This is a genomic window from Pseudomonas urmiensis, from assembly GCF_014268815.2.
GTDB classification, from domain to species: domain Bacteria; phylum Pseudomonadota; class Gammaproteobacteria; order Pseudomonadales; family Pseudomonadaceae; genus Aquipseudomonas; species Aquipseudomonas urmiensis.
Genome location: NZ_JABWRE020000001.1, coordinates 1,250,922 through 1,277,382 on the forward strand (window position 1 = coordinate 1,250,922; position 26,461 = coordinate 1,277,382).

The window sequence follows — 26,461 nt, forward strand, 5'->3', positions numbered from 1 at the left end:
GGCTTGCAGTGAAGCTGCAGGCCTCTTCGCGGACAAGCCCGCTCCCACAGGTCCTTGTGGGGGCGGGCTTGTCTGTCAATAGCGGCTTGAGATCTAGACAGCACAGCCCGGTATAGCGCTACCATCACCCGGTAAACCTTCCCATTCCAACAAGTCCAGGAAGCGTATGAACGATCCAATCCTTTCCCTCCAGGAGCGCGCAGCCCCGGACGGAGTCTGCTACGGCTGTGGTTGCTCACACCCCAGCGGCCTGCACCTGAAAAGTCATTGGGATGCCGATGGCATCCACCTGTTGTGCCGGCACTCCCCCGACAGCACCTTCCTCGGCTGGCCCGGCCTGGTCTATGGCGGGCTGCTGGCGATGCTGGTCGACTGCCACTCCAACTGGACCGCCATGGCCTACCACTACCGCGCCGAAGGGCGTGAGCCCGACAGCCTGCCGCGCATCGACTGCGTCACCGGCACCCTCAGCCTGAACTACCTGAAGCCCACTCCGATGGGAGTCGAGTTGTTGCTCAAGGCACGCGTTGAAGGTGAGGTCGGGCGCAAGACGCGGGTCATCTGCGAGGTCTGGGCAGGCGAGGTACTGACAGTCACGGCCGATTCGCTGTTCGTGCGTGTCGACACCGAGAAGCTCAAGCACAAGGCCCACGGCCAAGCGTGAGACGCCAGGGTGGGGCGGCAACCGGCCGCCCTCTGGTTGTAGACCGCTATCAGTGATGTTGAAAATTCCTACAGAGCCTGACGAAGAGTCCTATAGGGACTACGTGAGTATCGGAATAGTCTGACCGCGTTTTCACCGCAGGCTGTCCGAGATGCTCGACTCTACTGATTTATCTCTATGCACCCGCTGCCGGCTTGCCGAGCTGCAGGCTGGCGTATGGACATCTCGGCTCACTTTTCCCCCGAAGCAAACACTGCCTGATCGCGGCAATCGCCGTGTACTCGGACGTTCGCGGACGCACTAAAGGAGATGTCCCATGCATGCCAGATTCAACCCTAAAACCCTGACTGTCGCAGGCTTGCTGCTGGTGCTCTCCGGCTGCGCCAGCGTGGTCGTACCCAACGAGCAGATCGAGCTGACGCGCAGTGCGGTCAACCGTGCTGTTTCGGCAGATGCAACCCAGTATGCACCCGTTGAAATGCGCTCTGCCCAAGACAATCTGCGTGCCATGGAAAGGGCGCTGGGTGAGAAGAAGTTCAAGGAGGTGCGCATCCTCGCCGAGCGAGCCGAATCCGATGCCCGGCTAGCCGAGACCAAGGCACGGGCCAGCAGAACTCAAGACCAGCTCAAGGTTGCTCGCGAGGGCATCCAGGTGCTGCGCAAAGAGTTGCTGGAAGACCCGATCCTCAAATCCGCCCACTAACAGGAGCCGATCATGTCGAAATTGTACATTCTGCCTACCGTGTCGATCCTGAGCCTGCTGTTGGCCGGTTGCGGCACCACCCCAGAAAACCCCACGCTGGTGGAGGCCCGTGAAGGTTTCTCGGCGCTGCAAGGTAAGCCTGAATCCAGCCGTATCGCCGCTCTGGAAACCCAGGAAGCCTCGGTGGCGCTGACTAAGGCTGAGCAGGCTTCGCTGAAAAACCGCAATGGCGATGATGTCGAGCAGCTGTCCTATCTGGCCAATAACCGGGTCAAGGCAGCTGAAGAGACCATCAAGTTGCGCCTGGCCCAGGCTGGCATGAAAAACATCGAGGCCGAGCGCACCCAGGCGCGTCTGGATGTACGTTCCGAGCAGCTCAAGGCGGCGTTGGCCAACAACGCGCCCAAGGGTAGCAAGGAGACTGAGCGCGGCACGGTAGTGACCTTTGGCGATGTGTTGTTCGCTACCGGGCAAGCCACATTGAATCCGCGCAGCCGTGGCAACATCCAGGAACTGGGGCGTTACCTGCGCGATAACCCCAGTCGTAGGCTGCTGGTAGAAGGCCATACCGACTCCACTGGCGGCGACGCGCTCAACCAGCGCTTGTCCGAAGCTCGCGCCGCCTCGGTGGCCAACGCCCTGCGTCGTGAGGGTATTGCCGCCAACCGAATCGTCACTGCCGGCTACGGCAAGGATTACCCGGTGGCTTCCAACACCACCGCGCACTCCCGCCAGCTCAACCGGCGTGTTGAAGTGATCATCTCCCGCGACGACCAGGAAGTCGTGCGTCGCCGCTAAGCAGTACAAGGCGCGGCCAGTGGCCGCGCCTTTGCTTTGTCTTTCTCCTGCAACGGGAGATAGTCAGCGCCCGTCGTTATGCCTAAAGTGTTCGGTCGATGCTTCCCGCTTCTGCCACCAAGGGCACCCACCATGACCGATCTGAGCGCATTCCCCATCACCCGCAAATGGCCCGCGCACCATCCCCAGCGCCTGCAGTTGTATTCCCTGCCCACGCCCAACGGCGTCAAGGTTTCGATCATGCTCGAAGAGATCGGCCTGGCCTATGAGGCGCACAAGGTCAACTTCGATAGCGATGAACAGCTCAGCCCCGAGTTCATCTCCCTGAGCGCCAACAACAAGATCCCTGCCATCCTCGACCCCGATGGCCCGGGTGGTAAGCCGCTGGCGTTGTTCGAGTCTGGGGCGATCTTGCAGTACCTGGCGGAAAAAACCGGGCAGTTGCTCAGCGAAGACCCGGCTACTCGTTACCAGACCATTCAATGGCTGATGTTCCAGATGGGCGGCATCGGGCCGATGTTTGGCCAGGTGGGGTTCTTCCATTTCTTCGCCGGCAAGGACTTTGAAGACAAACGCCCGCGCGACCGCTACGTCAACGAGTCGCGCCGCCTGCTTGGGGTGCTCGATCGGCACTTGGCAGGGCGCCAGTGGATGGTCGATGAGTACAGCATTGCCGATATCGCCATCTTTCCCTGGGTGCGTAACCTGGTTGATCGGTATAACGCGCGGGAGCTGGTCGGGTTCGAAGAGTTCGCCGAGGTGCAGCGCGTATTGGCGGCATTCCTGGAGCGGCCAGCCGTGCAGCGCGGGCTGAAAATTCCTGGTTGAACCTTCCGCGTCGTATCTGTTTGGGCCTCATCGCGGGACTAATCGCAGCGGCGTGATGAGGCCCTGGCGGGCAATTTCAAAACAATTGATTCAACAACCAGTACAGACTCCCCGCCAAGATCATCGCCGCCGGCAACGTCAGCACCCAGGCCATCATCAGATTGATCAGCGTGCGCTTCTGAATCCCTGAGCCATTGGCTACCATGGTCCCGGCCACCCCCGAGGACAGCACATGGGTGGTCGATACCGGCAGGCCAAACATGTCCGCCGCGCCGATGGTGCACATCGCTACCACCTCGGCCGAGGCGCCTTGTGCGTAGCTCAAGTGGGTCTTGCCGATCTTCTCGCCCACCGTCACCACGATACGCCGCCAGCCGACCATGGTGCCCAGGCCCAGGGCGATGGCCACGGCGACTTTGACCCACAGCGGAATGTAGCGGGTAGCGTCATCGAGCTGGGTCTTGAACAGTTGCAAGTGGCTGCGGGTATCGGCGTCGAAGGCCACCAGCTGATGCTTGTCGATCAGGCGGATCGCCTCGCTGGTCAGGTACATGTCATTGCGCACGTTGGCCATGGCCTCGGCCGGCACGCGGTTGAGCGAGCCATAGCCTTTGACCTGGTCGCCGATCATCCCGGTCAGCGCAGCCAAGGCCGGCACCAGCTGCGGGCTGGCCTTGGGCTCGGTGATGAAGTTGGCCAGGGTCTGGCGTGGGTCCTGGGCAAGCAATTGCGGGTCGCTACGCAGCAAGGCCTGGCGGGTGACTTCGGCGACAGCAGAAAACTGCAATGCTTGTTCACTGGGCATGGTCTTGTTCAGCGCGTAGGCCATCGGCAGGGTGCCGACCAGGATCAGCATGATCAGGCCCATGCCTTTCTGGCCGTCGTTGGAGCCGTGGGCAAACGACACCCCGGTACAGGTCAGGATCAGGATCCCGCGGATCCACCACGGCGGCGGCGTCTTGCCTTGCGGCGCTTGATACAGCTCGGGGCGCTTGATCAGGATGCGCAGTGCCAGCAGTACCAACGCTGCGCAGGCAAAGCCGATCAGTGGCGAGAACAGCAAGGCATAGCCCACCTTGCTGGCCTGGCTCCAATCCACCCCGCTGGTGCCCTCGCGGCCGTGCATCAAGGCGTTGGCCACACCCACGCCGATGATCGAGCCAATCAAGGTGTGCGACGACGAGGCCGGCAGGCCCAGCCACCAGGTACCCAGGTTCCAGATAATCGCCGCCAGCAGCAGGGCGAAGACCATGGCAAAGCCTGCGCCGGAGCCCACCTGCAGAATCAGCTCGACCGGCAGCAGGGCAATGATGCCGAACGCCACCGCGCCACTGGAGAGCAACACGCCAAGGAAGTTGCACAGCCCCGACCAGACCACTGCCACCGGCGCCGGTAGCGAGTGGGTGTAGATCACCGTGGCCACCGCATTGGCAGTGTCATGGAAACCGTTGACGAACTCGAAGCCCAGGGCGATCAGCAGGGCCAGGCCCAGTAACAGAAAAGGCGTGACCGTGGTCACCACGGTGCCGCTGGCGCTGACGTCCTGCTTCAGGCTCCAGGCGGTGTACGCCAGCCCCGCCAACAGCAGGCCGATAAACAAGCTAAGGGTGGCGCGCCCCGGTTTGTGTGACAGCTGCGGGCGCGAATCGTGGTGGCTCAGGTCGGGTTGGCTGGCCAGTGACGGGGTTGCCATGATGGCTCCGATTGACGTCGGGCAAGGTTGCCGAAGGCCTTCAGCATAGAAACAATTCGTTACCAGGACGTGACCTCGGTCAATGAACGCCCTAGGCTGATAGGGAAACAATGTCGCAGGAGAGGGCAATGATTTGCTGCAAACGGGTCTACGACGCGCTCGAGCCCAGTGACGGCCAGCGGGTGCTGGTTGACCGCCTGTGGCCGCGCAACACGCGCAAGGACGAGGTGCATGCACTGTGGCTGCGCGAGGTGGCGCCGTCGGCTGCCTTGCGCAAGGCGTTCCACCAGGGTGAGGTGGATTTTGCCGGCTTCAGCCAGCGCTACCAGCAGGAGCTGGCCGCGCATCCCGAGCATTGGTATCCGCTGCTGGACCTGGCCGCCAAGGGCAACCTGACCTTGCTGTATGCCGGCAAGGACACCCAGCACAACAACGCCCAGGTGTTGGCGGCCTGGCTGGAAGATGAGCTGGAGCGCCAGGGGCCGGGCAGTTCGCCGGTGTGCTATGCCCCTTGAACTGATCCGCGCCAGCGACCAGTACCGCAACTTCGCCCGCGACCTTACCCGGCGGGCGATGCTGCCTTATTACCGTGAGTTCGACTTGCTGTGGATCGAAGAGGCCTTCGATGAAGCCTGGGGCTGGCGCGAACAGTGGCTGGTGGTCGACGGGCCGCGGGTGCTGGGTTTTTGCAGCTTGAGCCAGGACCGGCAGGCGTTGTTCATTCGCGAGCTGCATCTGCTGCCTGAACAGCGTGGGCGCGGGGTCGGCAGCTGGGTGCTGCAGCAATTAGCGCAATGGGCGGCCGAGCGGCGGCTGGGGCTGGTGCGCCTGATGGTATTCAGGAGCAACCCGGCGCGGCAGCTGTATCTGCGTCACGGTTTTGTCGAGATGGGCGAGGATGAGTGTTTCGTGCGTATGCAGCGTACGGTTGGCTGATGGAGGGGGCAGTACTGGCCTCATCGCGGGGCAAGCCCGCTCCCACGAGGTCAGCGTCCATCGTGTAGCAGCGGCGGTGCGCCGCTGCGACTTGTCCTGCAATTAGGTATTACTAGCGCAAATTTACCGCCAGCCGATCAACGTTGCGTCACCCGCACCGTTTCGCCCTGGCGCACCGTGGCATCGAGCAACGCCCCTTGCACCGGCATCAAATCGCCAATCAGCAGATTCTGCAGCACCGGCTTGCCATCGAAGCTGTTACCACCCAGTTCCACCACGCGCATGCCTTCGACGCGCACCACCGCCTTGCCGACCTGCCCCAAACGGTTGCCGCTGAGCAGCAAGGGCCCTGCCATGGGCGTGCCATTACGCAGGCTGATCGCATACTCCGGGGTATTGCCAATGCGGTTGCCGATCAGCGTCAACGCCGCCACTTCGCTGGCATCGATAGCGCTGCCCTGGCTGCTGGCCAGCAGGTTGTCGTCGATCACCAGCGGCGCTGCCGGAGTCGGGGCGAGGTTGCGCAGTTGAATGCCGTTGCCGCGGCTGTCGCCTATGCGGTTACCGACCAGCATGACGGCGCCTTGTTGCTCGCTGACTTCGATGGCGGCTTTGGCGGCGCCGAGAATCAGGTTGTCCTCCACCCGCGCACGGGTCTGTCCACGCAGGCGCACGCCACTGTTGTTGTCGACCCCGCGCAGATGATTGCCCGTGACGCTCAGCTGGCTGTCGCGGGCATCGATGGCGTACTGCTGGGACTGCTCGAACTGGCTGCCTTGGATGCTCGCCTGGCTGTGTTGCAGCTCCACTGCGGTGGACAGCTCGCTGAACTGGCTGTCGCGAATCAGCACCGTCGCCGGGCGGCTGTTGGGCGACTGCTGGGCACTGAGGGCGGTGGTCAGGCCGCGCGAGAGGTTGGCGTTGTAGCCCAGGCGCTTGAGGGTCGAGCCGATCACCTGGGTGTGGCTGCCAGCCCAGGCGATCACGAATGGCCGCCAGGCGCGATCGGTGTTGCCCGGTTTGTCGCCCGCCATGCTCTCCAGGTTGGATTGGTTCAAGCCCAGCCAGCCCTGGTTGATCAGCGCGGTGCCGGAGAAGCTGGAGAGGTACAGGCTGGTGCCTTCCAGGACAAGCCCGGCATCGGCGCCGATCATCAGCGGGTAGCTGAGCAGGTAGCCATCTTTGTAGCGCTTGATGATCCGCGGGTCGTTCAACGCGTCGTGCAGTTGCGCCAGGCTGATGCTCCCGCCGCGCAGCATCACCACCTGTGGGTGATGCGCCTGATAGCCGGCGATCGCCCGGAACAGGCCGTTGTTGACGAACGGCTCGAACGGCCAGCTGCCAGCCTGGGACGAGAACATCGGTTGCAGGCTGACGCTGGCGCGGCCTGCCGGGCGCGGGCGCTCGGCCTGGTTGAAGGTTGTCGCCTGGCGTGCCTGCTGGCGCAGTTGCTGCAGATGCAGTTGGTGCTGTTCAGGCTGTAGCACCTCCAGTGCCTGGTTGACCGCCAGCGCCTGGGTGGCGGCCTGGGCAGTGCTGGCCAGCAGCAGGGCGGCCAGGCAAGTGAGGGAGAAGCGGGCGAGCGGGGCCATAGGGGACTTCCTTGTTCAACGCAAAGGGGGATAAGCCGGCTGGATCGGGCCGCCGAGCTGACTGTAGTTGTCCACCTCGCCGTCCTCACTGTCGTACAGCTCGCGGGCCAAGTGATGGCTGGGGTTGCGCTGCAAGAAGGGGATCAGCCAGGCCAGCTTGTACGGCGCGACATCGACTTGCGATTGGCCCTTGAGCTCGGGCAACTGGTCCGGATCGAGCACGCTGCGCGCGGCGAAGTTGGCCAGCAGGTCGAGGGTCTGCTGGTCTTCGGCGCTCCATGGCAAACCGTTGGCGCGTGCCGATTCTGCCAGCAGCACCAGCGGCACCAGGGCATATTGGCTGTAGGTGGCGGCCAGTTTGGAGCGGGCGACTTCCAGCGGCAGGTAGGCATAGCTGCCGTCGCTGCTACGCACTGCTTGTTTGAGGCCCCGGCGCAGATTGCCGTCGGCCCACTGGATGAAGTCATCGCGCCCCACCAGCATGCCGGTGGCGGCTACGGCCCAGGCGGCCCAGTAGTCGTGGTTGTTGAAATACACACCGCTGGCGCTGCGGCGCGGATCGTACTCGCGGATGACCTGTTCACCCAGGCGGGTGAACCAGTCTTTCTGTACGGACGTCAGCTCAAGCTTGCCGGCGCTGGCTGACTGGGTCAGCAGCACGGCGCCGGCCATCGACGCCAGGGCCCATTTGCGCGCGGCCATGCCGGTGCTGCTGGCGTCTGGGTTGAGCAGGGCGCCGGCGCTGGCCCAGTGTTGCAGCCACTGGTCCTGGCAGGCCAGGGCCATGTTGGCGTCCTGCGGTTTCTTCGCGCGCTGGAAGCGTTTGCTGGCGTAGATCAGACCGCCGACGAACTGTTTGACCTGCTTGGCGATGCGTTCGCTGTCGGCGTCGGGGCTGGAGCGCAGGGTCGACTTGCTGGCGTCACGTTGGTCGTATTTGCTTTCCAGGCGCAGGGTGCCGGTGTAGGGCGCTGGCGGCTCCTTGCTACAGGACAGGGTGCGGTAGTCGGCGATCATTGCCGCCTGCGGGGTGGCGCGGGCGGGCCAGATCGAGTGTGCGGCTTGGGCTTGGGGCAGCAATAGGGCGGTAGCGAGGGCCAGGAGGGTTCGGCGCCCAGGCAAGCCCGTTGCTACAGGTTTGGATGGGTACCCAGCTACCGGCACCGACTCGATCCCTGTAGGCGCTGGCTTGCCTGCGATGGGCCGCAACGCGGCCCCAATCACACGGTTCAAAGGCATAGTCGAGTTTCCACGTCAGTAGCCGCGCTACCGGCCTTGGTCGGCTCGAGGAACACCGAAAGCAGGTTGGCCCCGGCGTACGCAGGATCCTTGCTCAGCTCCAGGTAATACTGCCCGCCGGTCACTGCCGCCTCACGCCGGAACCACACTTTGTCGCGCGCGCCATTGTCGTAGTAGACGATCACGTAGAAGTCCTTGACGTTCTTGTCACTCAGGCGGATGTCGAGAAACCCTTTCGATCCACTGAGCGCCTTGCGCTCACTGCCGGCATTGGACAGTAGCTCGATACGCTCGCCAATCTTCAGCGCCGGGCGTTGCAGCTTGGAACTGAGCACCTCTTGCGAGGCCTTGCAGCCACCCTGTACCGCTGGCACCAGTTGCCGGTACATCAGCGGCGAGTCGAGCCGGTAGTTGGCTGGCAGCTCCCAGATGATCAACTTGGGGGGCGCCTCGGCCTTGTAGTCATCCGACAGCAGGTACTCAAGCAACGAGCCATCCTCGCCGACACCGGGCAGGGCGTAGTTGAGAATGTCCACGCCCAGGTATTGCTTGAGGTAGCCGTCGAAGTTGAACTGCTTGCTCTCGTCTTCGCGCGCTGCGGCGTTACTGTCGCCGACCAGAATCACTTCCGGGTCCGGCGCCTCATCGAACAGGGCATCGGCGCCGTCCGCCACCGGGATGGTCTGGTAGCCGCGCACGTACTGGAAACCGTAGTTGTTGCCGCAGATGTAGCTCAGCGCCAGGTTCAGCGTGCCGTCCTTGGGCACCATCACGCCAGGCTCGGTGCGGTACTCCTTCTTGGTCAGCCCGGCATAGAACGGCTGGCGGCGGATTTCATCGGCCATCAAGCGTGCGGTCGCCTCGGCGCCTGCTGGCGTCCAGTGGTGGTCGCGGCGGAAGAAGAACTCTTTGCTGGGCGGCTGCTGCACCAGCTGCATCATCGGCGCCACCACCGCACCGCCCTGGCGCAACTGGCCGAGGTAGGCGGCCAGGTTGGCGCTGGCGCGGTTGTAGTCAAAGCCCAGCGGGTGCTCGCTGGGCAGCTTGTCGCGGTGCATCAGGCCACGGGTCGGCTGGATCGCCATGGCCACGTGAATGCCTTGCTGGTCGAAGGCCTTGATCAGCCGGGCGAATTCCGGACGCATCGGGGCCGGGATGCCGAACTCGTTGGTCAAGTCGACCACCGAGCGGAACAGCCAGCGGTCCTTGCCGGGCACGATCTCGCGCATCAGCTTCATACGCCCTTCGGCGTAGCGCTGCGGGTCGCTCAGGGCCGGGCAGACCATGCACTGCAGGTTTTCGCAGCCAGATTTGGCCGCAGCGCTCGGCTCGGCGGCCTGGCCGGCCTGGCTGAGCAGGGCCAAGGCGGCGCCCAGGCCCAGGGTTACGAGGATCTTCATGTGCCATTCATCCTTGCAGCGGGCGGTCACTCGGTCGGGTCGATGCTGTTGGCCAGGCTCATGCTGCGCCCACCTGGCAGCAGCACGTAGCTGTAGGAACGGCCTTTCTTGAGGAACAGTTCATCGAAGCTGGCCACCTTCTGCTCGGCCTCATAAGCGGCAAAACCGATCTTGATCTCGTTGACCATGCGGCTGCCGGTCTGGCCGTTGCTCAGCGGGTCGACGATCACGTGCTTGCCATCCACGGTCTTCAGCGCGGCCTGCTTGTCGGTCAGGTTGTAGAAGGCGATCTGCGCTTTCTTCGGCTCGTTGACGTACTTGTCGGCGATCAGCGTCAGTTGTTTGCCGTCGTAGACCACGGTGCTGGCCGCATTGGCCTTGAGCTGGGGTTCGATGGCCTTGCCGCCAACGGCGATCTTGTGCGCACCGGCCGGGATGAAGCGGTAGCCGCTGAGCTGGCCGGCGGCGACGCGCTGTGGGTTGACCTTGCCGCTGAGGCTGACATCGATGTTGCCTTCCGACAGGTTGAGCACACGCACGAAGGCCGAGTCGGCCGGCGCCACGGCGTCGTACAGGTCGGCGTTGCCTTCGGCGGCAAGGGCGCTGTGGCTGGCAGCAGCCAGGGCGATGGCGGTAAACAGGCTCGAGAGTTTCATCAGGTACTCCTTTAATCGTCAGAAATGCTGGGGCTGGGCGCTGCGGCTCAGCGATCCCGGGCGGTGGGCGAGCAGGGTGCGCAGGGGGAACTCCCAGACCACGGTGTCGATCTGCGGGTTGCTCAACTGGTCACTGGCAAGAAACTGGCTCATCGCCTCGAACGGCCCGCGGGCCTCCACGGCGATCGACAGCAGGTCGCGGTTCAGCGCTTCCTTGAGGAAGCCGACGAAGTTCCAGTCGTCGATCTTGCTGTAGCTGGTGCCGACCAGCAGCAGGCTCTGATCTTCTTCAGCGAACAGGTCGTCAGTGTTCTGCTCGGCCTTGAGGGTTTCGTACAGCTCGATCTGGTTGGGGCCGAACTGCGGCGCCAGGCGGCTGTGGTCGAACTGGATGTAGTTCATCAGGTCGCCCTTGATGCTCTTCTCGCCGGCCTTGTGCGACACATACACCTGGTCGCCCAACAGCTGCGGGCGCTGGCGAGCTAGCTCGTAGGCCGACAGCCGGGCACCCTCCGGGCTCCAGTGGGTATCGGACTTGAGGAACAGTTGCGGCCCATTGAGGTTGCTGAGGAAAGCGCCCCGCAGCGGCACCACGTCCAGCTGGCGCGCCTGCAACTCGCCGACGAAGCGGTCGTAAAGGCTCACCACGCGTGGGTCGAAGGCGTGCTGGGCATGTTCGGCATACACATCGAGCTTCATCGGCAGGGGCAGCAGCACCAGCTTCTTGCCATGCTCGGCCAGTTGCTTTTCAACCTTGGCGATCTGCTCCAGCTGGGTGGCCACATTGGCGTCGAGGTCGTTGGGCACGCGGTATTCCTGGCTGGTGTAGAGCCAGCCCTGCTTGCCCAGGACGACACCCTTGGTGCCTTCGCCAAACAGCTGGAACTGGGCATCGGCCCACAGCTCAACCGACGGGTCACGCAGGAAGAAGCGTTTGTCGTAGGCCTGCTCGAACTTGCGCAGCAGCTTGCCGTCGACGAACAGGTTCCAGGTGTCGGTCTGGGTGCGCGCGAAGCTGAACACCGGCGGCAGCGAGTAGACGAACATCGCTGCCAACACCAGGGCGAAGAGAATGCCGTTGACCTTGCTGGCCGTATTCATCACCGGATACATGGCCGTCTCCTAAAACTGGAAATACAGGAAGGGCGAGAACGAGTTGGCCGCCAGGCTGCTCAACGCCAGCAAGAAACCACCCCACAGCAACACGCTGTGCAGCGCGCCGACGTGACGCATGAAGTAGCCCTCTTTGTTGCCGGCGTAGAAACGCACGTTGTTGATCCCGGCCAGCAGCAGCCAGACCAACGCCACCAGGGCAAACGACATGGCCATCTTCGAGGCACCGAGCACATACAGCTCCAGCGAGCCAAAGCCGTTGAGGCCGAACAACGCCTTGTAGATATCCAGGCTGTGGCGCAGGTCCATGGTGAAGAACAGCGGCATGCTCAGCACGATCAGCAGCGCCGTGCGCAGGTTGCGGCCCAGGTGGTAGGGCGTGGTGATCTTGGTCGCCAGGTTGAACTTGCGCTCGATGACCATGCCGACGCCGAAGAACAGCCCCCAGCAGATGAAGGCAAAGCTCGCGCCGTGCCACAGGCCCGACAGCAGCATGGTCCAGATCAGCGCCGGCAGGGCGCCGGTGACGCGCTTGCGCACCAGCGGCATGTACACGTAGTCGCGCAGAAAATGCGCCAGGGTCATGTGCCAGCGTGCCCAGAATTCGGTGATGCTTTGCGACACATAGGGCTGGTTGAAGTTCTCCGGAAAGCGAAAGCCCATCATCAGCGCCAGGCCCAGGGCCATGTGGCTGTAGCCGGCAAAGTCGAAGTACAGCTGCAGGGTCGAGACCACCAGGCCGAACCAGGCATCGCTGAACTGCAACGCGCCTTCACCAACGAACAGCACGTTGATCGGCGCCAGGCGGTCGGCGATCAGCACCTTCATGATGAAACCGAGCATGAACCGGCACACCCCCAGCGAGAACAGCTCCAGCGAATGGGTGCGTTCACGCAGCTGCGGCGCCAGTTGGCTGTAGCGCAGGATCGGCCCGGCCACCAGGTGCGGGAATAGCGCGACGAAGGCGGCGAAGTCGATGAAGCGGTTGGTCGGCGTGGCGTCCTTGCGATAGATGTCGACGATGTAGCTCAGCGCGTGGAACACATAGAAGGAGATCCCCAGCGGCAGGAAGATGTTCTCCAAGGTCCAGGTATTGATGCCCAGCGGTGCCAGCAGTACGGCCAGCACTTCGGCGCCGAAGTTGGCGTACTTGAAGTAGCCCAGGGTCGACAGGTTGCCGATTATCCCGATCCACAGCAGGCGCAACGCCCAGCGCTTGTCGCCGGCATCCAGGCGGTCCTTGATGCGCAGGCCGAACCAGTAGTTCCAGTAGGTGATCGCCACGAACAGCAGCAAGAAGTCCGGCCGCCACCAGGCATAGAAGATGTAGCTGGCGGCGACGATCACGGTCGAGCGCCACTGTGGCCTGGACAGGAAATACACGGCCAGGAACAGCGGCAGGTAGAGGAACAGGAACACATTGGAGGCGAAGATCATGGCAGGGTCCGTCCTTAGTAGCTGATCACCACGCCGACGCTCAGCTGGTAGTCATCGCCGGTTTCCAGCGCACTCCCGGCATTGAGGTAGCTGGCGCTGACCAGGGCGTTGATATCCAGGTGCTTGCCGTCCAGGGCTACTGGGAACATCTTCCAGTAGTAATTGACGTCGAGCATTTGCCCGACGTTGCGCCCATTGCCTTGAGTGCCTCGGTCGATGGCGCGGTTGCGCTCGGCACGTTGGTCGCCGTTCATGCGGATCGGCAGGGTGCCGTCTTCATCGCGCAGGTTGAGCTGGGTCACGCGCAGGTCGAGGGCGCTGCGTGGGGTCGGGCGGGTCTCCAGGGACACGCCGTAGTAGCTCAGGTTGCGCAAGTCTAGGGCCACGAACGAGCTGGTCAGGCGAGTGCTGTAGGAGCCACTGCGGGTGATGCGGTCCGACTGGATGGCGTTGAGGCGAAAGCCATCGTTCTCGTCGCTCGGTTTGTCGGTGAGGCCACCGCGCAAGGCAAGCCGTGGGGTCCAGGGCAAATCGTCGAAGCGCTTGCCCAGCTCGCCCAGGGCCGCCCAGCCTTTGCTGTTGTGGCCGTTGGTGGTTTGGCCGCGGCCGTCGGTGTTGTCCATCTTGCCGTCCAGCGCGGCCAGCTCCAGGTGGTAGTCGCTGAGCACCGGGTAGGCCAGGTTGTCACCGTTGAAGAACAATCCGTAGCGCACGCCCTTGAAGTCGTAGCGGTCGTCGGCGTCATGGCCGCTGTGATCGTTCTCGTGCATCAGGCGCACGCCGACCCGGTTGTTCTGGCTCCAGCGATAGGCGTATTCACCCATCACATAGGTGGTGCGCTCTTCGCTGTCGGCCAGCGAGTTGACGTCGGTGTTGTAGTTGTGGAATTTCTGCCCGACGGCGATGAAGGCATCGGAGAATGTGTCTTGATAGTTGAAGCGCAGCGACTCCAGGCTGTCGTCCCACCAGATGCCGTAGGTGTCGTAAAAACGCTGGCGGCCGAGCGACAGCGAGAAGCGCGGGTCATCGCCGATCAGGTTGCGCTTGACGTACAACTCACGCAGCTCGGCGTACCAGCCTTCAGCTTGTTCGCGGGCCGTGTTGTTGGTCGATTCGTTGGTCAGGTTGCTCGACTGGCTGGAGTCGTAGTTCAGCCACAGGCGGCCGTAGACCATCCATTTGGCCCAGCGCTTTTCCGGTGAATACCAGGCGAAGGACGGCTCGTAGCGCAGGCTGTAGAACATCTCGCGGTCGCTGCCGACTTGCGAGTCTTCTGGGCCATAGCCGGTCTGTACGGTGAGCTTGTTGAAGAACTCCGAGGTGATCACCGGCTCGCTGCCATCGGCCGCAGCAACGCGCACCGGCTCGTTGCTGTCGGCCTCGGGGCCAGTGATTTCTTCAGCCGCCCACGCCGCTGGCAAGGGGGCCAGGGCGAGCAGGGCGCCGAACAGGGGGGAATGCGCTTTCACAGAGTAGCCTCCTTCAACAGATCGTTGCGTGCGGCCAGGGCGCGCTCGATGTCATCCTTGGGCAAAGTTCTTTCCAGTCGGCGTACCAGGCTGCGCGCACCGCGCTCACCCATGTCCAGCGCGATGCGGGCATAGGTGTAGGCTTTGACGGGGTCGTGGCAGATGGCGCGGCCATAGGTGTGCAGGGTGGCCATGCGGTACCAGGCGGTGGAGGAGCCCTTGTCGGCTTCTTCCCGGAACAGTGCCAAGGCTTTCTCCTGATCTGGCTGGTCTTCGACGCCTTTGCTGTAGTACTCGGCCAACAGCAAGCCGGCATCGGGGTAGCCGCTGGCGCGCAGTTCGTCGATCAGCGCGCGGGCTTTGTCCGGGTCCAGGGTCAGCCAGTTGTTGACCATGTAGAACGACGCTTGCAGGGCCTTGGCCCGGGTCGGGTCGCGCTGGCGCACCTGATCGATCAACGCTTGAGTCTCCTCGGCGTTGTGCTCGGTGGGGTTGGAGATCATGTAGTTGGCCTTGGACACCATCGCCGGCACGAAGCCACGGGCGACGGCATCGTCCCGCCAGCGCTGGACCTGCGCAGTGGCCAGCGCCAGGGCGTCGGCCTGGGCCTTGTCGCGGGCCAGTTGCTCAGGGCTTGGCGGCAGGTTGGCGGCGGCAGGATTGCTGGCTTGGCGCTCGAAGCGATCAGCCTCCTGTTCGGCACGCTGGACGCTGGTGATGTTGTCGAGCAAGGCGGCGATGCGGTGGACGATCTCTACCGGCAGTTGCGCCCGCTCCGGCTCCAGCTGGGTGGCGAAGGCGCGGAACGCCTGGTCCTGGTTTTCACCGAGGAACGCGTAGTAGCGATCGATGGCGCGTACGTCGGTGCGCGCCGCCTCCTGGTACCAGCGCTCGGCGCCGGCGCGATCGCCCTGGCGCTCGGCCAGTACCGCGCGGTACAGCTGCGGCCGGCAGTTGAGCAGGCACGACTGTTCATACAAGCCGAGCAGTTCGGCGGCCTGCGGCACGTCGATCAGCTCTGGATAAACCAGAAACACCTCCAGCGTGGTGCTGGCGTTGCGTGGATCGAGGCGGCTGGGATACCGGCTCAACGCCTGCTCGACCCAGGGCCGCTGGGCTTGTCGCAGGCTCGGCGTGCGGTCGATCAGCCGCGCCAGCGAAGCGAGCGCCGGGATCAGCCCGCGGCCTTCAGCGAAGGCCTGGTGATACAGGCCCACCACTTCCTGGGCACTGGCGTCGGCCCGACCCGACAGCACGTCGCCCAGCAGCAGGGCGCTGGCCAGGTCACCGCGGCCGACCAGCTCGCGCAGGTCGCCAGTGACGTCGGCGCTGGGGTCCTTGTACAGGGCGTAGCGGATCTGCTCCAGGCTCTGCCCGGCACAGGCCGCGCTGGCGCAGGCCAGGGCCAGGCTGGCCAGCAGCAGGCGCGAAGGCGTCTTCAGCTTCATCAGGTCATCTCTCTCGACGCGCTCAGTTCGCGCTGGCAAACGGCAGGCCCAGGAACAGGTCGACCGCCACCGCCTTCTGATAGGCCGCTGCCGGCAGCGGGCTGTCTGGCTGGATGGTCAGCGCCAGGTTGCGATTGACTTCATCGACTCGCGCATCGACCACCTTGCCGCTGTAATGCTGGTCGAGGCCGAACACCTGCATGTCCACCGAACGCACGCGGCTGACATCTTCGAGCTTGTCGAACGGCACGTTGGCGCGCACGAACAGGCCCTGATCCTTGGGCAGCAGGTGCATCAGTGGGGCGTCCTTGTAGCCATAGCCATTGAGCGGTTGGCTCGGGTAGTACACCTGGCAGTCGCACGGGCTGTTGATCACCGTCTCAATGGTGGCGCGGCCGAGCAGGGCTTGCAGGTCGCCAGGGGCGAGGTCGGCCACCGCCTTCATGTCGGCCGGGCTGGTGAAGCTGGTCGCCAGCTGCGTGGAGATGCTCGCCAGTGGCTGGCCGGCCTGGACTTCAGTGGTGCCGGCTGGCAGCAGGTACTTCACATAGCCGTTGTCGGGCATGCTGATGATCTGTACGTTGGTCGCCACTTGCGCCTGCACGGCAGGAATGCGGAAGAACAGCAGGTAGCCCTTGTAGCCGACGAAACCCAGTGCTGCCAGGCCCGCGGCGGTGTACAGCAAGGTGCCGGCCATGGCCTTGAGGCGCGCGCCGGGGGTGCGTGCAGTGGCGTGCTTGTGCTTGCGTTCCTTGATGTAGTTTTCCCGCTGCATCACGTTGAACAGGCCATTGATGTCGGCGATCTCGCCCGACATGTAGGCGGTGATGATGTAGCGCAGGATGTCGCGTTTTTGCGCATCGAGGTCGACGAACTGCGCACCGACCTCGTTGCCGCGCTGGGAAACGATGCGCACCTTGCCCTCGATCGCCAGGTCGACCTGGTTCAGGCGCAGCTGGATCGAGGCGTCATACAGCGCGCCGATCTTCAGCGGGGCTTCGTGCAGCAGGCCGATACCGCCCAGGGAAATATCCTGCAGCTGGGTTTCGAAGGCAGTCTGGCCGCCACTGGAGAGGCGCACGCGGGCATTGATTCGAGTGCGCACGTACTGGCGCTCGTCGATCGCCTCGTGAACGATGTTGGCTGCGGACTTGCTCGGGGCTGCGGGGATGTTGGTTGTACTCATGTGCAGGCGCCTTTCCTTAACGTTGCGAGAGTTCTAGAAGCACGGTGATGACCCCGAAGAAGATGGCGATGGAGCTCAACAGCATCGCCTTCGAGGACCAGCGATTGAGGCTGGCGTCGAAGTCGACGCTGCCGGTGGCCAGGGTGGTTTTCTGCCGCGTCCAGCTTTGCTGGTCCATGTGGAACATCGCGTAGACCTTCATCACCGAGCCGACGATTTGGTTGTAATAGAGAACGAAGGGGTACATCGGGCTGACGGGGTGGCCGGCGAAGACGAACAGCACCGTCACCAGGCTGCGCGAGATCAATACCCAGAACAGGTACACCAACAGGTACTGGATGCCGAACACCAAGCCGGCGACCACCGAGGCGGTCAGGCCCATCAGGCAGGTCCACATCGACACCCGCTGATCGAGCAGCACGTACAAGGTGAACAGCCCCAGGCGCGCACGGCCGAGCAGGGCGGTGGCACGGAAGTTCTGCCGCAGCGAGTTGCCGTACCAGCGGAACATCAGCTGGCGGGTGGCGACCCAGAAGCTGTCGCTGGGCGGGTGCTCGACGGTCAGGGTGTGGCTGTCAGGTACATAGAAGGTGTCCCAACCGGCGCGCATCAGGCTCAGCCAGCTGGACTTGTCGTCGCCGGTGAGAAACTGGAAGCGCCCCAGTCGCCAGTGTTCGAGGAAGTCTGCCTCGACGTCGCGGATGAAGTCCGGGTCGGTCATCACGCTGGCGCGGAAGAACGACAGGCGCCCGGTCAGGGTCAGCACCCGATGCGACAGGGCCATCGAACACATGTTGATGTGCCGTTGGACGAAGCGCATCGAGTGCCACTGACGCATCCAGCGGCTACCTTCGACTTCGCAGAACTCGTTGGTGGTCAGGCCGCCAACGTTGGGCAGCACGGCAAACAGCTTGACCGCCCGCTCGACGCAGCCAGGCAGCATCATGGTGTCGCCATCGACCACGCCGACCACCGCGTCCTCCATCGGCATTTGCCGCGACAGGGCGCGGAAGGCGTGGGCCAGGCCATCACGCTTGCCGGTGCCACGGGCACGCACGATCACCAGCTTGATGTCGTCGCGATCGCGCACCTCGTTGCGCATGATGTCCTTGATGAAGTTCTCATCGCCTTTCTCGACGATCGAGGCGATCACCGTGCACGGCACTTTCAGCCGTTGCACTTCCTGGAACACCGACTGGTAGACCTTGAAGGTGGTCAGGGTCGGGATGCGGAAGCTGGTCACCACCATGAACATGTGCGAGGGCAGCGCGGCATCGCCCAGCCGCTCGACCTGGCGGCGCATCCGTGGAAAGCGCCAATGCAGGAAGTACATGCCACGCAGGTAATGGACGATGGCGTTGCCATAGCGCCACATGCCCAGCGTGCCGATGATGAAGATGAACAGGTGATGGTTCGGGTCCAGGTACTGCGGCGCGATCATCTCCGACGCCAGCGCGATCAGCCCGGCCAGGCACGCCCAGGCGCAGAAGCTGGCGGCTGCGCGCAGGTAGCCGGGGGCCTCGAAAGGTCGCTGTTGCACTCGTTCCATGTAGCCTTTGCTCCTGTTTGCGCCCACCCCCACCCCAGAAAGGGCGGGGCGGGCGCGTGTCGGTTACCAGCAGATGCCTTGGCGCTGGGTGTCGCTGGTGCCGTCCATGAACCCGACCAGGTCGATCACTTGCTTGTTGCCGCCCAGCTGCAGAGCGCTGGCAAAGCGTTCGTCGTTGTTGCCCAGGACGATCACCTCGGCCTCGTCGATCACCTGCTGCAGGTCGCTGTGCAGCAACGACGACACGTGCGGGATAACCGCTTCGATGTACTCGCGGTTGGCACCGAACACTCGTGCGTACTCGACGTTGGCGTCGTAGATGCGCAGCTCGTAACCCTTGCCGATCAGCTGTTCGGCCAGGGTCACCAGCGGGCTTTCGCGCAGGTCGTCGCTGCCCGCCTTGAAGGCCAGGCCAAGCAGGGCAATCTTGCGTTTGCCCTGGCGCTCGATGAGGTCAAACGCGGTGTCGACCTGGTTGCGGTTGCTGGCCATGATCGAGGCCAGCAGCGGATGCTCGACGTCGAGCTGGCCAGCGCGGTAGGTGAGGGCGCGCACGTCCTTGGGCAGGCACGAGCCGCCGAAGGCAAAGCCTGGACGCAGGTAGTAACGCGACAGGTTGAGCTTGTAGTCCTGGCACACCACATCCATCACTTCACGACCATCGACGCCCGAGGCCTTGGCAATGTTGCCGATCTCGTTGGCGAAGCTGACCTTGGTCGCGTGCCAGACGTTGCAGGTGTACTTGATCATCTCGGCGACTTCGATCGACTTGCGAATCACCGGCGCATCGAGGCCTTCATAGAGCGAGGCGAGCAGATCGCCCGACTGGCTGTCGAGCTCGCCAATTACGGTCATGGCGGGGAAGTCGTAGTCCTGGATGGCTGTACTTTCACGCAAGAATTCCGGGTTGACGGCAACGCCGAAGTCGACCCCGGCTTTCTTGCCCGAGCTCTTTTCCAGAATTGGAATCACCACGTTCTTGACGGTGCCCGGCAGAACGGTGCTGCGCACCACGACTGTGTGGCGGCTGCCTTTGTCGCGCAGGGCGGTGCCGATTTCGCGGCATACCGCTTCCATGTAGACCAGGTCCAGGTCGCCGTTTTTCTTGCTAGGCGTGCCGACGCACAGCAGCGACAGGTCGCTTGCCAGAATCGCCGCTTGCACATCGGTAGTGCCGCGCAGACGGCCATGGCGTACACCGTCGAGCAGCAGTTGCTCAAGCCCCGGTTCGACAATGGGCGACTTGCCCTGGTTGATCAGGTCAATCTTGGCCTGGGAGATATCCACCCCCAGTACATGATGCCCACGAGACGACAAGCAGCCCGCGCAGACCGCGCCCACATAGCCAAGTCCAAAGATACTGATATTCATAGATCCCTCTCCCAAGGCGCGGCAAAGCCGGCCGAGATTCTCAGTTCAAGAAGTGTTCAAAGTGGCAGACGCGCAGAAGTAAGCCGCGCTCAGGAAGTGGCGTTACAGGCTGTTTCTTAGTGGTCTATTTTTATCCTAAAGGCGTTTTTGTTTGTTTCGCAAGCTTTCAAATTGCTTGCGATAAAAATACTTTAATCGCGTCATGTTAAAGTTTAAAAACCGTTATAAATCAATGTGTTAAAGTTTGGCTTTAGTTGGGCGTCAAAAAAACGATTGTGGTGTTGATGCCGAGAAAATGGCGTCAAAAGCGCGTTTTGTTGGCTTCGTCCGGGTTTTTTCATGGCTCTTTTTTTGTCGTTTTTCTTGCTTGTGTGCTGTTGCTCGATTGATTTTCCTGCTCTCGGACTGACAGTAAAACGTTGTTTTAACAGGGCGATATGCTGAATGGGTGGGAGCATCTTCGAGTGTGGCCTTCTGCTGTTTTTGCCTGCGGCGAACTCGCCCCCTTGCGCCTGTTGGATCCAATTGGCATAGTTCCATCTGGATTCATGGCTATTCACATGGGTGCGGGACGCATCCGTTCTGGGATGTAAGGGCAAGGAGTTGCAAATGAAAGGATTCGGGCCGCGTTTAAGGGAAGAACGCGAACGGCTGGGGCTCACTCAGCGCGTGTTCGGCGACATTGGTGGCGTCGAACCCAACGCCCAGGGCAAATACGAAAGCGGTGAGCGAACCCCGCGAGTCGATTACCTGGCCGCAGTCGCAGCTAAAGGGGTCGATGCGCTGTATGTTCTCAGTGGTCAGCACACACCGGCGCCGCTGGACAGCCTCAGCGTTGACGAAGACCGCCTGTTGGGCGCCTTCCGACGTTTGCCGCCCAGCGATCAGGCAGCCCTCTGGCACTTGGTCGGACGCTTGCTGGGGGAGTCCGGTAGTGATGATTCTGTAAGGAATCGCCGGCTAGATCGTCAGGCATATCTCTAGGACGCATTCCACTAGGTTCAGGCTGAAATTTTTTGTTAAGGTGGCGGGATCCAATCGCCCCCATGACGAGGTGTCTGCTTGATTAGGGTCCTAGTGGTCGACGATCACGATCTGGTGCGTACCGGCATTACCCGCATGCTCGCCGATATCGACGGCCTGCAGGTGGTGGGTGAGGCGGATTCCGGGGAGTCGGCCCTCAAGCTTGCCCGTGAGCTGAAACCCGATGTGGTCCTGATGGACGTCAAGATGCCGGGTATCGGTGGCCTGGAGGCGACCCGCAAGTTGCTGCGCAGCCATCCGGACACCAAGGTGGTGGCCGTCACCGTGTGCGAGGAAGACCCGTTCCCTACGCGTCTGCTGCAAGCCGGCGCTGCCGGTTACCTGACCAAAGGTGCGGGGCTGGATGAAATGGTCCAGGCGATCCGCCTGGCGTTCGCCGGCCAACGCTATATCAGCCCGCAGATTGCCCAGCAGTTGGCACTCAAGTCGTTCCAGCCCCAAGGCTCGCCGTTCGATGCGCTGTCGGAGCGGGAAATCCAGATCGCCCTGATGATCGTCGGTTGCCAGAAAGTGCAGATCATCTCCGACAAGTTGTGCCTGTCGCCCAAGACCGTCAATACTTACCGTTATCGGATCTTTGAAAAACTCTCGGTTACCAGTGACGTCGAACTGACCTTGCTGGCCGTTCGCCACGGTATGGTCGACGCAAGCCTATAAAAGCCGCTCATGTCCCAAGTCTTTGATGCCAGCGCGTTCCTGGCGACCTGCAGTGGTCGCCCGGGCGTGTACCGTATGTTCGACGCCGAGGCGCGGCTGCTCTATGTGGGCAAGGCCAAGAACCTCAAGAAGCGTCTGGCCAGCTATTTCCGCAAAACCGGCCTGGCACCGAAGACCGCCGCGCTGGTGGGGCGCATTGCCCAGGTCGAAACCACCATTACCTCCAACGAAACCGAGGCGCTGCTGCTTGAGCAGACCTTGATCAAGGAATGGCGGCCGCCCTACAACATTCTCCTGCGCGACGATAAGTCCTACCCCTATGTGTTCTTGTCTGACGGAGCCTTCCCGCGCTTGGGGATTCACCGTGGCGCGAAAAAAGCCAAGGGCCGCTATTTCGGCCCGTACCCTAGCGCCGGTGCCATCCGCGAGAGCCTGAGCCTGTTGCAGAAGGGCTTCTCGGTGCGCCAGTGCGAAGACAGCTACTTCGCCAACCGCACCCGGCCTTGCCTGCAATACCAGATCAAGCGTTGCAAAGGCCCCTGCGTAGGGTTGGTCACGCCTGAGGAGTACGCCGAGGATGTGCGCCACTCGGTGATGTTCCTCGAAGGCCGCAGCCAACAGCTGGGCAACGAGCTCAACGCCGAGATGGAACAGGCCGCCATGGCCCTGAACTTCGAGAAAGCCGCCGAGCTGCGCGACCAGATCGCCTTGCTGCGCCGGGTCCAGGATCAGCAGTACATGGAAGGCGGCTCCGGTGATGTCGATGTGGTCGCGGCGTTCGTCAACCCCGGTGGTGCCTGTGTGCACCTGATCAGCGTGCGCGGCGGGCGCGTCCTGGGCAGCAAGAACTTCTTTCCCCAGGTCGGTATCGAGGAGGAGGTCAGCGAAGTCATGGCCGCCTTCCTGTCCCAGTACTATGTGGGCAATGCCGAGCGCGAGCTGCCGGGCGAACTGATCGTCAATGTCGTGCACGAGGACTTCGAAGCCATCAGCGAAGCCGTGCACACGCTGCGCGGTCGCGAGTTGGCCATCACCCATCGCGTGCGCGGTACCCGTGCGCGCTGGCAGCAACTGGCCGTGACCAACGCCGAGCAGGCCCTCAACGCGCGCCTGGCCAATCGCCAACACATGGCCGCGCGCTTCGAGGCGCTGGCCCAGGTGCTGGGCCTGGACGAGGTCCCGCAGCGCCTGGAGTGCTACGACATCAGCCACTCCAGCGGCGAAGCCACGGTGGCCAGTTGCGTGGTGTTCGGCCCCGAAGGCCCGCTCAAATCCGATTACCGGCGCTTCAACATCGAAGGCGTCACCGCTGGCGATGACTACGCCGCCATGCACCAGGCGCTGATGCGCCGCTATGGGCGGATCAAGGACGGCGAGGGCAAGCGCCCCGATGTGCTGCTGGTGGACGGCGGCAAAGGCCAGTTGAACATGGCCCGTGACGTCATGCAGGAGCTGGGCATGACCGACATGACCCTCCTTGGCGTGGCCAAGGGCGTGACCCGCAAGGCCGGTTTCGAGACCCTGTACCTCAATGATGTGGCCCACGAGTTCACCCTCAAGGGCGACTCTGCAGCCCTGCACCTGATCCAGCAGATCCGCGACGAAGCCCACCGTTTTGCTATTACTGGCCACCGCGCGCGGCGCGGCAAGGCCCGCACCACCTCTAGCCTGGAAGACGTCGCCGGGGTTGGGCCAAAGCGCCGACGCGAGCTGCTGAAACACTTCGGCGGCCTGCAAGAGCTCAACCGCGCCAGTGTCGACGAGATCGCCAAAGCACCGGGAATCAGTAAAAAGCTTGCCGAGTCGATTTATGCCAGCCTGCATAGCGAGTAGAATGCCTGGCTCAACCCGCAGCCAGTCGTACCGATGAATATTCCAAATCTGCTCACCGTTCTACGCGTCCTGCTCATCCCGATCTTCATTTTGCTGTTCTATGTGCCCTATCACTGGAGCTACATGGCCGCCAGCACAGTGTTCGCGATAGCCGCCGCGACCGATTGGCTCGACGGCTACCTGGCCCGACGCCTGCAGCAGAGCACCCCGTTCGGCGCCTTCCTCGACCCAGTGGCAGACAAACTGATGGTCGCCGTGGCCCTGGTGCTGCTGGTGCAAGTGCACGCCAACTTCTGGCTGACCCTGCCGGCAGCGGTGATCATCGGCCGCGAAATCGTCGTTTCGGCCCTGCGCGAGTGGATGGCTGAACTGGGGGCGAGGGCACACGTCGCGGTGTCCAACCTGGGCAAATGGAAGACCGCCGCACAAATGCTGGCGCTGGTGATCCTGCTGGCCAACCCACCGGTGCTGACCTTCTGGGTGGTGCTTGGCTATGGCTTGCTGCTGGTTGCCGCCGGCCTGACCCTGGTGTCGATGATGCACTACCTGATCGCCGCCTGGCCGCACCTGCGCGAAGGTTCCGAGCAGAAATAAAGTTTTTTTGAATCAAGGGGTTGACGTTGTTTGCTAGATCGCTAGAATAGCGACCTATCACGACGCGGGAATAGCTCAGTTGGTAGAGCACGACCTTGCCAAGGTCGGGGTCGCGAGTTCGAGTCTCGTTTCCCGCTCCAAATTCGATCCTCAGTGCGTCGCTGGGATCACAAGAAAGAGGCCTTAGGGCCTCTTTTTTTGTGCCTGGAATTTGGCTCGCGCCTAAGCAGATGGGGCACGGCCAGGCTTGATCCTTTTCCGCTACTCATCCAGTAACCATCCGCTATCGCCCTCGACGATAATCCCACCGTGATCGCTGCGATCACCTTGGCGCGCGACGCATTGGCCGTCTATTTGATACTGCGCGGTGCCACTGACAATCAGCGCTCCGCAACTGGTGCGATCTCCCAATCGAGCGACGGCTTTGCCATTGAACCGATAGCTCGTACTGCCGGTTTCCACCACGCCTGGACCATGTATCGGGCAGTCATGGCGATGGCCCACCAGGGCAACGGGTTTCATAGATTAGCTCCTGCAGAGGGTGCCGTACGCGATTCAATGTCGATATCGGTTGGCCATTGAACTTTCGGGGCGATGCAGTGAATAGGGCTCAACTGCGAATCATCGTTCCAGTCTCGGGGAGGGTGGACGAACTCGGGCAGGGCCTCTGGGCCTTGTTGCATGAACAACTGGGCAAGTGCCCAATATTGCTTTCCTTGTTCGATATCGTGGGTGAAAAACAGGCGGTCGATTACCGCTTCGGTACCGGGCTTGATGACCGAAATCATGACGCTTTCGATTAGACCGCCATTACCCATCGGTGCGTATACGCTGCAGGCTTCGGCGACCAGGTCATCCCAGTCGTAGACGACCGGGCGTACACCCCAGCGTTGGCGGCTGAATAGGTGGAATCGGTCATAGTGGTATTGGTAGAAATAGACTTTGCGCCGTAGTCGGTTGAAGCGGATGGGTTCGTCGCGGGGGAGTTCTATGTCCATGCGGATGGTCGGGATGACTAGCCAATATAAAACAATAGAGAAGCCAACTGTGAAAACTATGAGGTCCACGCCCGCCTCCCATTGGTGTGTCAGCGTCTCATAGAGGAACTGCAAGAGCCACACGGTATAGCTCGCAGTCAGTATTGTGCCCACGAGGCTGCCAAGTCCTCGTATTCTTAACGATGACCTGGAGAGTTCGAGATTGATGTTGTTGATTTGGTTTGGTGCGGGATATAGGTGTCTTAAGCTTAGGTTTAGCTCAGGCGGCTCATTAGGTTTGCTTAAGTCGTATTTCCAGCCTGGCGCACGGCGCGGCATGTTTGGCGCGTGGGTTTTCATTCGACGTCTCTCTTAAGAAATGGTGTGGACTAGGTGTGTGATTCAATAAGAGCCCGGCGCGCTGCGTGATTCGAAATCTATCTCTTCTGGCCATCTAACTTTAGGGGCAATGCAGTGGATCGGGCTCAACTGCGAATCATCGTTCCAATCTCGGGGTGGGTGGACGAACTCGGGCAGGGCCTGGGGGCCTTGTTGCATAAACAACTGGGCAAGTGCCCAGTACTGCTTTCCTTGCTCGATATCGTGGGTGAAGAAGAGCCGGTCGATTACCTCTTCGGTGCCGGGTTTGATGACCGAAATCACGACGTTTTCGATTAGACCGCCATTACCCATCGGTGCGTATACGCTGCAGGCTTCGGCGACCAGGTCATCCCAGTCGTAGACGACCGGGCGTACACCCCAGCGTTGGCGGCTGAATAGGTGGAATCGGTCAAAGTGGTATTGGTAGAAATAGACTTTGCGCCGTAGCCGGTTGAAGCGGATAGGTTCGTCGCGGGGGAATTCTATGTCCATGCGGATGGTAGGGATAACAGTCCAATACATTAATACTATGAAAAATAAGCTAAGTAACGTATATTTGACTTCGAGTTCAAAGCTGGGTGTTAGTGCCGTATATATAATCATCAGTGCTGTAGCGCTGATTGCACAGATACAGACAATCCCCCCGAAAATCCCAACCCCCCTAAGTCTAATTGTAGATCGCGGTAGTTCTAAATAGGTATCGCAGAAATGGTTAGGTGGTGTCCTAAGTCTTGCTGTAGGAGAAGATAATTGTGGCTGTTCATTCGGTTTGTTTAGGTCGTATTTCCAACCTGGAGCACGGCGTGGCATGGCTGGTGTATGGCTTCTCATTGGACTTCTCTTAAGAATGTTGCGACTCATATACTTGAAATTATTTCGTCATATACATTGCT

General features: G+C 62.0%; 26 protein-coding genes and 1 tRNA gene. 11 read left to right on the top strand and 16 right to left on the bottom strand.

Annotated elements, in window-relative coordinates; translation table 11 throughout:
* Positions 1-166: 166 nt before the first annotated feature.
* From HU737_RS05530 to HU737_RS05545, 4 genes are all read left to right on the top strand, one after another.
* A complete protein-coding gene (locus HU737_RS05530; protein ID WP_186557140.1) occupies positions 167-664 on the top strand; it encodes a PaaI family thioesterase in 498 nt (165 codons plus the stop codon).
* 316 nt (positions 665-980) lie between these two features.
* A complete protein-coding gene (locus HU737_RS05535; RefSeq protein WP_186557139.1) occupies positions 981-1,367 on the top strand; it encodes a DUF4398 domain-containing protein in 387 nt (128 codons plus the stop codon).
* A gap of 12 nt (positions 1,368-1,379) precedes the next feature.
* Positions 1,380-2,165: an OmpA family protein gene (locus HU737_RS05540; RefSeq protein ID WP_186557138.1), complete on the top strand. Its 786-nt coding sequence runs from the start codon at positions 1,380-1,382 to the stop codon at positions 2,163-2,165.
* Positions 2,166-2,297: 132 nt separating this feature from the next.
* On the top strand, positions 2,298-2,993 hold the full coding sequence (locus HU737_RS05545) for a glutathione S-transferase N-terminal domain-containing protein (RefSeq protein WP_186557137.1): 696 nt from the start codon (positions 2,298-2,300) through the stop codon (positions 2,991-2,993).
* Between the two features lie 76 nt (positions 2,994-3,069).
* On the opposite strand, the gene HU737_RS05550 is transcribed toward HU737_RS05545, so the two are convergent.
* Positions 3,070-4,686, bottom strand: coding sequence for an inorganic phosphate transporter (locus HU737_RS05550; RefSeq protein ID WP_186557136.1), 1,617 nt, complete (start codon positions 4,684-4,686; stop codon positions 3,070-3,072).
* Positions 4,687-4,814: 128 nt separating this feature from the next.
* On the opposite strand from HU737_RS05550, the gene HU737_RS05555 reads away from it, so the two are divergent.
* Together HU737_RS05555 and HU737_RS05560 are read left to right on the top strand one after the other, a co-directional pair.
* Complete coding sequence (locus HU737_RS05555; RefSeq protein ID WP_186557135.1) at positions 4,815-5,201, top strand: DUF488 domain-containing protein; 387 nt, start codon at positions 4,815-4,817, stop codon at positions 5,199-5,201.
* Entirely contained in the window at positions 5,191-5,622 is a 432-nt protein-coding gene (locus HU737_RS05560; RefSeq protein ID WP_186557134.1) for a GNAT family N-acetyltransferase, read from the top strand. The genes HU737_RS05555 and HU737_RS05560 overlap by 11 nt, the downstream gene beginning before the upstream one ends.
* 137 nt (positions 5,623-5,759) lie before the next feature.
* Here the strand turns inward: HU737_RS05560 and HU737_RS05565 are convergent, their stop codons facing one another.
* The 12 genes from HU737_RS05565 to HU737_RS05620 form a co-directional block, all read right to left on the bottom strand.
* Complete coding sequence (locus tag HU737_RS05565; protein WP_186557133.1) at positions 5,760-7,214, bottom strand: right-handed parallel beta-helix repeat-containing protein; 1,455 nt, start codon at positions 7,212-7,214, stop codon at positions 5,760-5,762.
* Positions 7,215-7,229: 15 nt separating this feature from the next.
* Positions 7,230-8,378, bottom strand: a complete 1,149-nt coding sequence (locus tag HU737_RS05570) for a polysaccharide lyase (RefSeq protein ID WP_367616059.1) — start codon at positions 8,376-8,378, stop codon at positions 7,230-7,232.
* A gap of 65 nt (positions 8,379-8,443) precedes the next feature.
* A complete protein-coding gene (locus tag HU737_RS05575; RefSeq protein WP_186557131.1) occupies positions 8,444-9,853 on the bottom strand; it encodes an alginate O-acetyltransferase AlgX-related protein in 1,410 nt (469 codons plus the stop codon).
* A 26-nt stretch (positions 9,854-9,879) separates the two neighbouring features.
* Entirely contained in the window at positions 9,880-10,509 is a 630-nt protein-coding gene (locus HU737_RS05580; protein WP_186557130.1) for an alginate O-acetyltransferase AlgF, read from the bottom strand.
* Between the two features lie 18 nt (positions 10,510-10,527).
* Positions 10,528-11,622 (bottom strand): alginate O-acetyltransferase, encoded by a 1,095-nt coding sequence (locus HU737_RS05585; protein WP_186557129.1) that lies wholly within the window; start codon positions 11,620-11,622, stop codon positions 10,528-10,530.
* A 9-nt stretch (positions 11,623-11,631) separates the two neighbouring features.
* Positions 11,632-13,059: an MBOAT family O-acyltransferase gene (locus tag HU737_RS05590; RefSeq protein ID WP_186557128.1), complete on the bottom strand. Its 1,428-nt coding sequence runs from the start codon at positions 13,057-13,059 to the stop codon at positions 11,632-11,634.
* 14 nt (positions 13,060-13,073) lie between these two features.
* The gene (locus HU737_RS05595) at positions 13,074-14,528 is read right to left on the bottom strand and encodes an alginate export family protein (protein WP_186557127.1); all 1,455 of its coding nucleotides are present in this window, start codon (positions 14,526-14,528) and stop codon (positions 13,074-13,076) included.
* Positions 14,525-15,976: a tetratricopeptide repeat protein gene (locus HU737_RS05600; RefSeq protein WP_186557125.1), complete on the bottom strand. Its 1,452-nt coding sequence runs from the start codon at positions 15,974-15,976 to the stop codon at positions 14,525-14,527. Before HU737_RS05600 ends, HU737_RS05595 begins: the two co-directional genes overlap by 4 nt.
* A 22-nt stretch (positions 15,977-15,998) precedes the next feature.
* Complete coding sequence (locus tag HU737_RS05605; RefSeq protein ID WP_186557123.1) at positions 15,999-17,162, bottom strand: PilZ domain-containing protein; 1,164 nt, start codon at positions 17,160-17,162, stop codon at positions 15,999-16,001.
* 16 nt (positions 17,163-17,178) lie between these two features.
* On the bottom strand, positions 17,179-18,711 hold the full coding sequence (locus HU737_RS05610) for a glycosyltransferase (RefSeq protein ID WP_186557121.1): 1,533 nt from the start codon (positions 18,709-18,711) through the stop codon (positions 17,179-17,181).
* A gap of 63 nt (positions 18,712-18,774) precedes the next feature.
* Positions 18,775-20,082, bottom strand: coding sequence for a nucleotide sugar dehydrogenase (locus HU737_RS05615; RefSeq protein ID WP_186557113.1), 1,308 nt, complete (start codon positions 20,080-20,082; stop codon positions 18,775-18,777).
* Between the two features lie 212 nt (positions 20,083-20,294).
* Positions 20,295-20,642 (bottom strand): hypothetical protein, encoded by a 348-nt coding sequence (locus HU737_RS05620; RefSeq protein ID WP_186557111.1) that lies wholly within the window; start codon positions 20,640-20,642, stop codon positions 20,295-20,297.
* Positions 20,643-20,691: 49 nt separating this feature from the next.
* On the opposite strand from HU737_RS05620, the gene HU737_RS05625 reads away from it, so the two are divergent.
* From HU737_RS05625 to HU737_RS05645, 5 genes are all read left to right on the top strand, one after another.
* On the top strand, positions 20,692-21,066 hold the full coding sequence (locus tag HU737_RS05625; RefSeq protein WP_186557110.1) for a helix-turn-helix domain-containing protein: 375 nt from the start codon (positions 20,692-20,694) through the stop codon (positions 21,064-21,066).
* Positions 21,067-21,144: 78 nt separating this feature from the next.
* The gene (gene gacA, locus HU737_RS05630) at positions 21,145-21,783 is read left to right on the top strand and encodes a response regulator transcription factor GacA (RefSeq protein ID WP_023631421.1); all 639 of its coding nucleotides are present in this window, start codon (positions 21,145-21,147) and stop codon (positions 21,781-21,783) included.
* 9 nt (positions 21,784-21,792) lie between these two features.
* The gene (gene uvrC, locus HU737_RS05635; RefSeq protein WP_186557108.1) at positions 21,793-23,616 is read left to right on the top strand and encodes an excinuclease ABC subunit UvrC; all 1,824 of its coding nucleotides are present in this window, start codon (positions 21,793-21,795) and stop codon (positions 23,614-23,616) included.
* A 33-nt stretch (positions 23,617-23,649) separates the two neighbouring features.
* Positions 23,650-24,210: a CDP-diacylglycerol--glycerol-3-phosphate 3-phosphatidyltransferase gene (gene pgsA / locus HU737_RS05640; RefSeq protein ID WP_186557107.1), complete on the top strand. Its 561-nt coding sequence runs from the start codon at positions 23,650-23,652 to the stop codon at positions 24,208-24,210.
* Positions 24,211-24,274: 64 nt separating this feature from the next.
* Positions 24,275-24,350 (top strand) — tRNA-Gly (locus HU737_RS05645).
* A gap of 121 nt (positions 24,351-24,471) precedes the next feature.
* On the opposite strand, the gene HU737_RS05650 is transcribed toward HU737_RS05645, so the two are convergent.
* The 3 genes from HU737_RS05650 to HU737_RS26385 are packed head-to-tail and all read right to left on the bottom strand — an operon-like array spanning position 24,472 to position 26,429.
* Complete coding sequence (locus tag HU737_RS05650; RefSeq protein WP_186557105.1) at positions 24,472-24,732, bottom strand: PAAR domain-containing protein; 261 nt, start codon at positions 24,730-24,732, stop codon at positions 24,472-24,474.
* The gene (locus HU737_RS26380; protein ID WP_367616008.1) at positions 24,729-25,547 is read right to left on the bottom strand and encodes a DUF6708 domain-containing protein; all 819 of its coding nucleotides are present in this window, start codon (positions 25,545-25,547) and stop codon (positions 24,729-24,731) included. Before HU737_RS26380 ends, HU737_RS05650 begins: the two co-directional genes overlap by 4 nt.
* 42 nt (positions 25,548-25,589) lie before the next feature.
* Positions 25,590-26,429: a DUF6708 domain-containing protein gene (locus HU737_RS26385; protein ID WP_367616009.1), complete on the bottom strand. Its 840-nt coding sequence runs from the start codon at positions 26,427-26,429 to the stop codon at positions 25,590-25,592.
* Positions 26,430-26,461 lie beyond the last annotated feature (32 nt).

Excerpts from the sequence above, each read along its gene's own strand:
- HU737_RS05530 (WP_186557140.1), top strand. The coding sequence starts at position 167 with ATGAACGATCCAATCCTTTCCCTCCAGGAGCGCGCAGCCCCGGACGGA.
- HU737_RS05535 (WP_186557139.1), top strand. The coding sequence starts at position 981 with ATGCATGCCAGATTCAACCCTAAAACCCTGACTGTCGCAGGCTTGCTG.
- HU737_RS05540 (WP_186557138.1), top strand. The coding sequence starts at position 1,380 with ATGTCGAAATTGTACATTCTGCCTACCGTGTCGATCCTGAGCCTGCTG.
- HU737_RS05545 (WP_186557137.1), top strand. The coding sequence starts at position 2,298 with ATGACCGATCTGAGCGCATTCCCCATCACCCGCAAATGGCCCGCGCAC.
- HU737_RS05550 (WP_186557136.1), bottom strand. The coding sequence starts at position 4,686 with ATGGCAACCCCGTCACTGGCCAGCCAACCCGACCTGAGCCACCACGAT.
- HU737_RS05555 (WP_186557135.1), top strand. The coding sequence starts at position 4,815 with ATGATTTGCTGCAAACGGGTCTACGACGCGCTCGAGCCCAGTGACGGC.
- HU737_RS05560 (WP_186557134.1), top strand. The coding sequence starts at position 5,191 with ATGCCCCTTGAACTGATCCGCGCCAGCGACCAGTACCGCAACTTCGCC.
- HU737_RS05565 (WP_186557133.1), bottom strand. The coding sequence starts at position 7,214 with ATGGCCCCGCTCGCCCGCTTCTCCCTCACTTGCCTGGCCGCCCTGCTG.
- HU737_RS05575 (WP_186557131.1), bottom strand. The coding sequence starts at position 9,853 with ATGAAGATCCTCGTAACCCTGGGCCTGGGCGCCGCCTTGGCCCTGCTC.
- HU737_RS05580 (WP_186557130.1), bottom strand. The coding sequence starts at position 10,509 with ATGAAACTCTCGAGCCTGTTTACCGCCATCGCCCTGGCTGCTGCCAGC.
- HU737_RS05585 (WP_186557129.1), bottom strand. The coding sequence starts at position 11,622 with ATGTATCCGGTGATGAATACGGCCAGCAAGGTCAACGGCATTCTCTTC.
- HU737_RS05590 (WP_186557128.1), bottom strand. The coding sequence starts at position 13,059 with ATGATCTTCGCCTCCAATGTGTTCCTGTTCCTCTACCTGCCGCTGTTC.
- HU737_RS05600 (WP_186557125.1), bottom strand. The coding sequence starts at position 15,976 with ATGAAGCTGAAGACGCCTTCGCGCCTGCTGCTGGCCAGCCTGGCCCTG.
- HU737_RS05605 (WP_186557123.1), bottom strand. The coding sequence starts at position 17,162 with ATGAGTACAACCAACATCCCCGCAGCCCCGAGCAAGTCCGCAGCCAAC.
- HU737_RS05610 (WP_186557121.1), bottom strand. The coding sequence starts at position 18,711 with ATGGAACGAGTGCAACAGCGACCTTTCGAGGCCCCCGGCTACCTGCGC.
- HU737_RS05615 (WP_186557113.1), bottom strand. The coding sequence starts at position 20,082 with ATGAATATCAGTATCTTTGGACTTGGCTATGTGGGCGCGGTCTGCGCG.
- HU737_RS05625 (WP_186557110.1), top strand. The coding sequence starts at position 20,692 with ATGAAAGGATTCGGGCCGCGTTTAAGGGAAGAACGCGAACGGCTGGGG.
- uvrC (WP_186557108.1), top strand. The coding sequence starts at position 21,793 with ATGTCCCAAGTCTTTGATGCCAGCGCGTTCCTGGCGACCTGCAGTGGT.
- pgsA (WP_186557107.1), top strand. The coding sequence starts at position 23,650 with ATGAATATTCCAAATCTGCTCACCGTTCTACGCGTCCTGCTCATCCCG.
- HU737_RS05650 (WP_186557105.1), bottom strand. The coding sequence starts at position 24,732 with ATGAAACCCGTTGCCCTGGTGGGCCATCGCCATGACTGCCCGATACAT.
- HU737_RS26380 (WP_367616008.1), bottom strand. The coding sequence starts at position 25,547 with ATGAAAACCCACGCGCCAAACATGCCGCGCCGTGCGCCAGGCTGGAAA.
- HU737_RS26385 (WP_367616009.1), bottom strand. The coding sequence starts at position 26,429 with ATGAGTCGCAACATTCTTAAGAGAAGTCCAATGAGAAGCCATACACCA.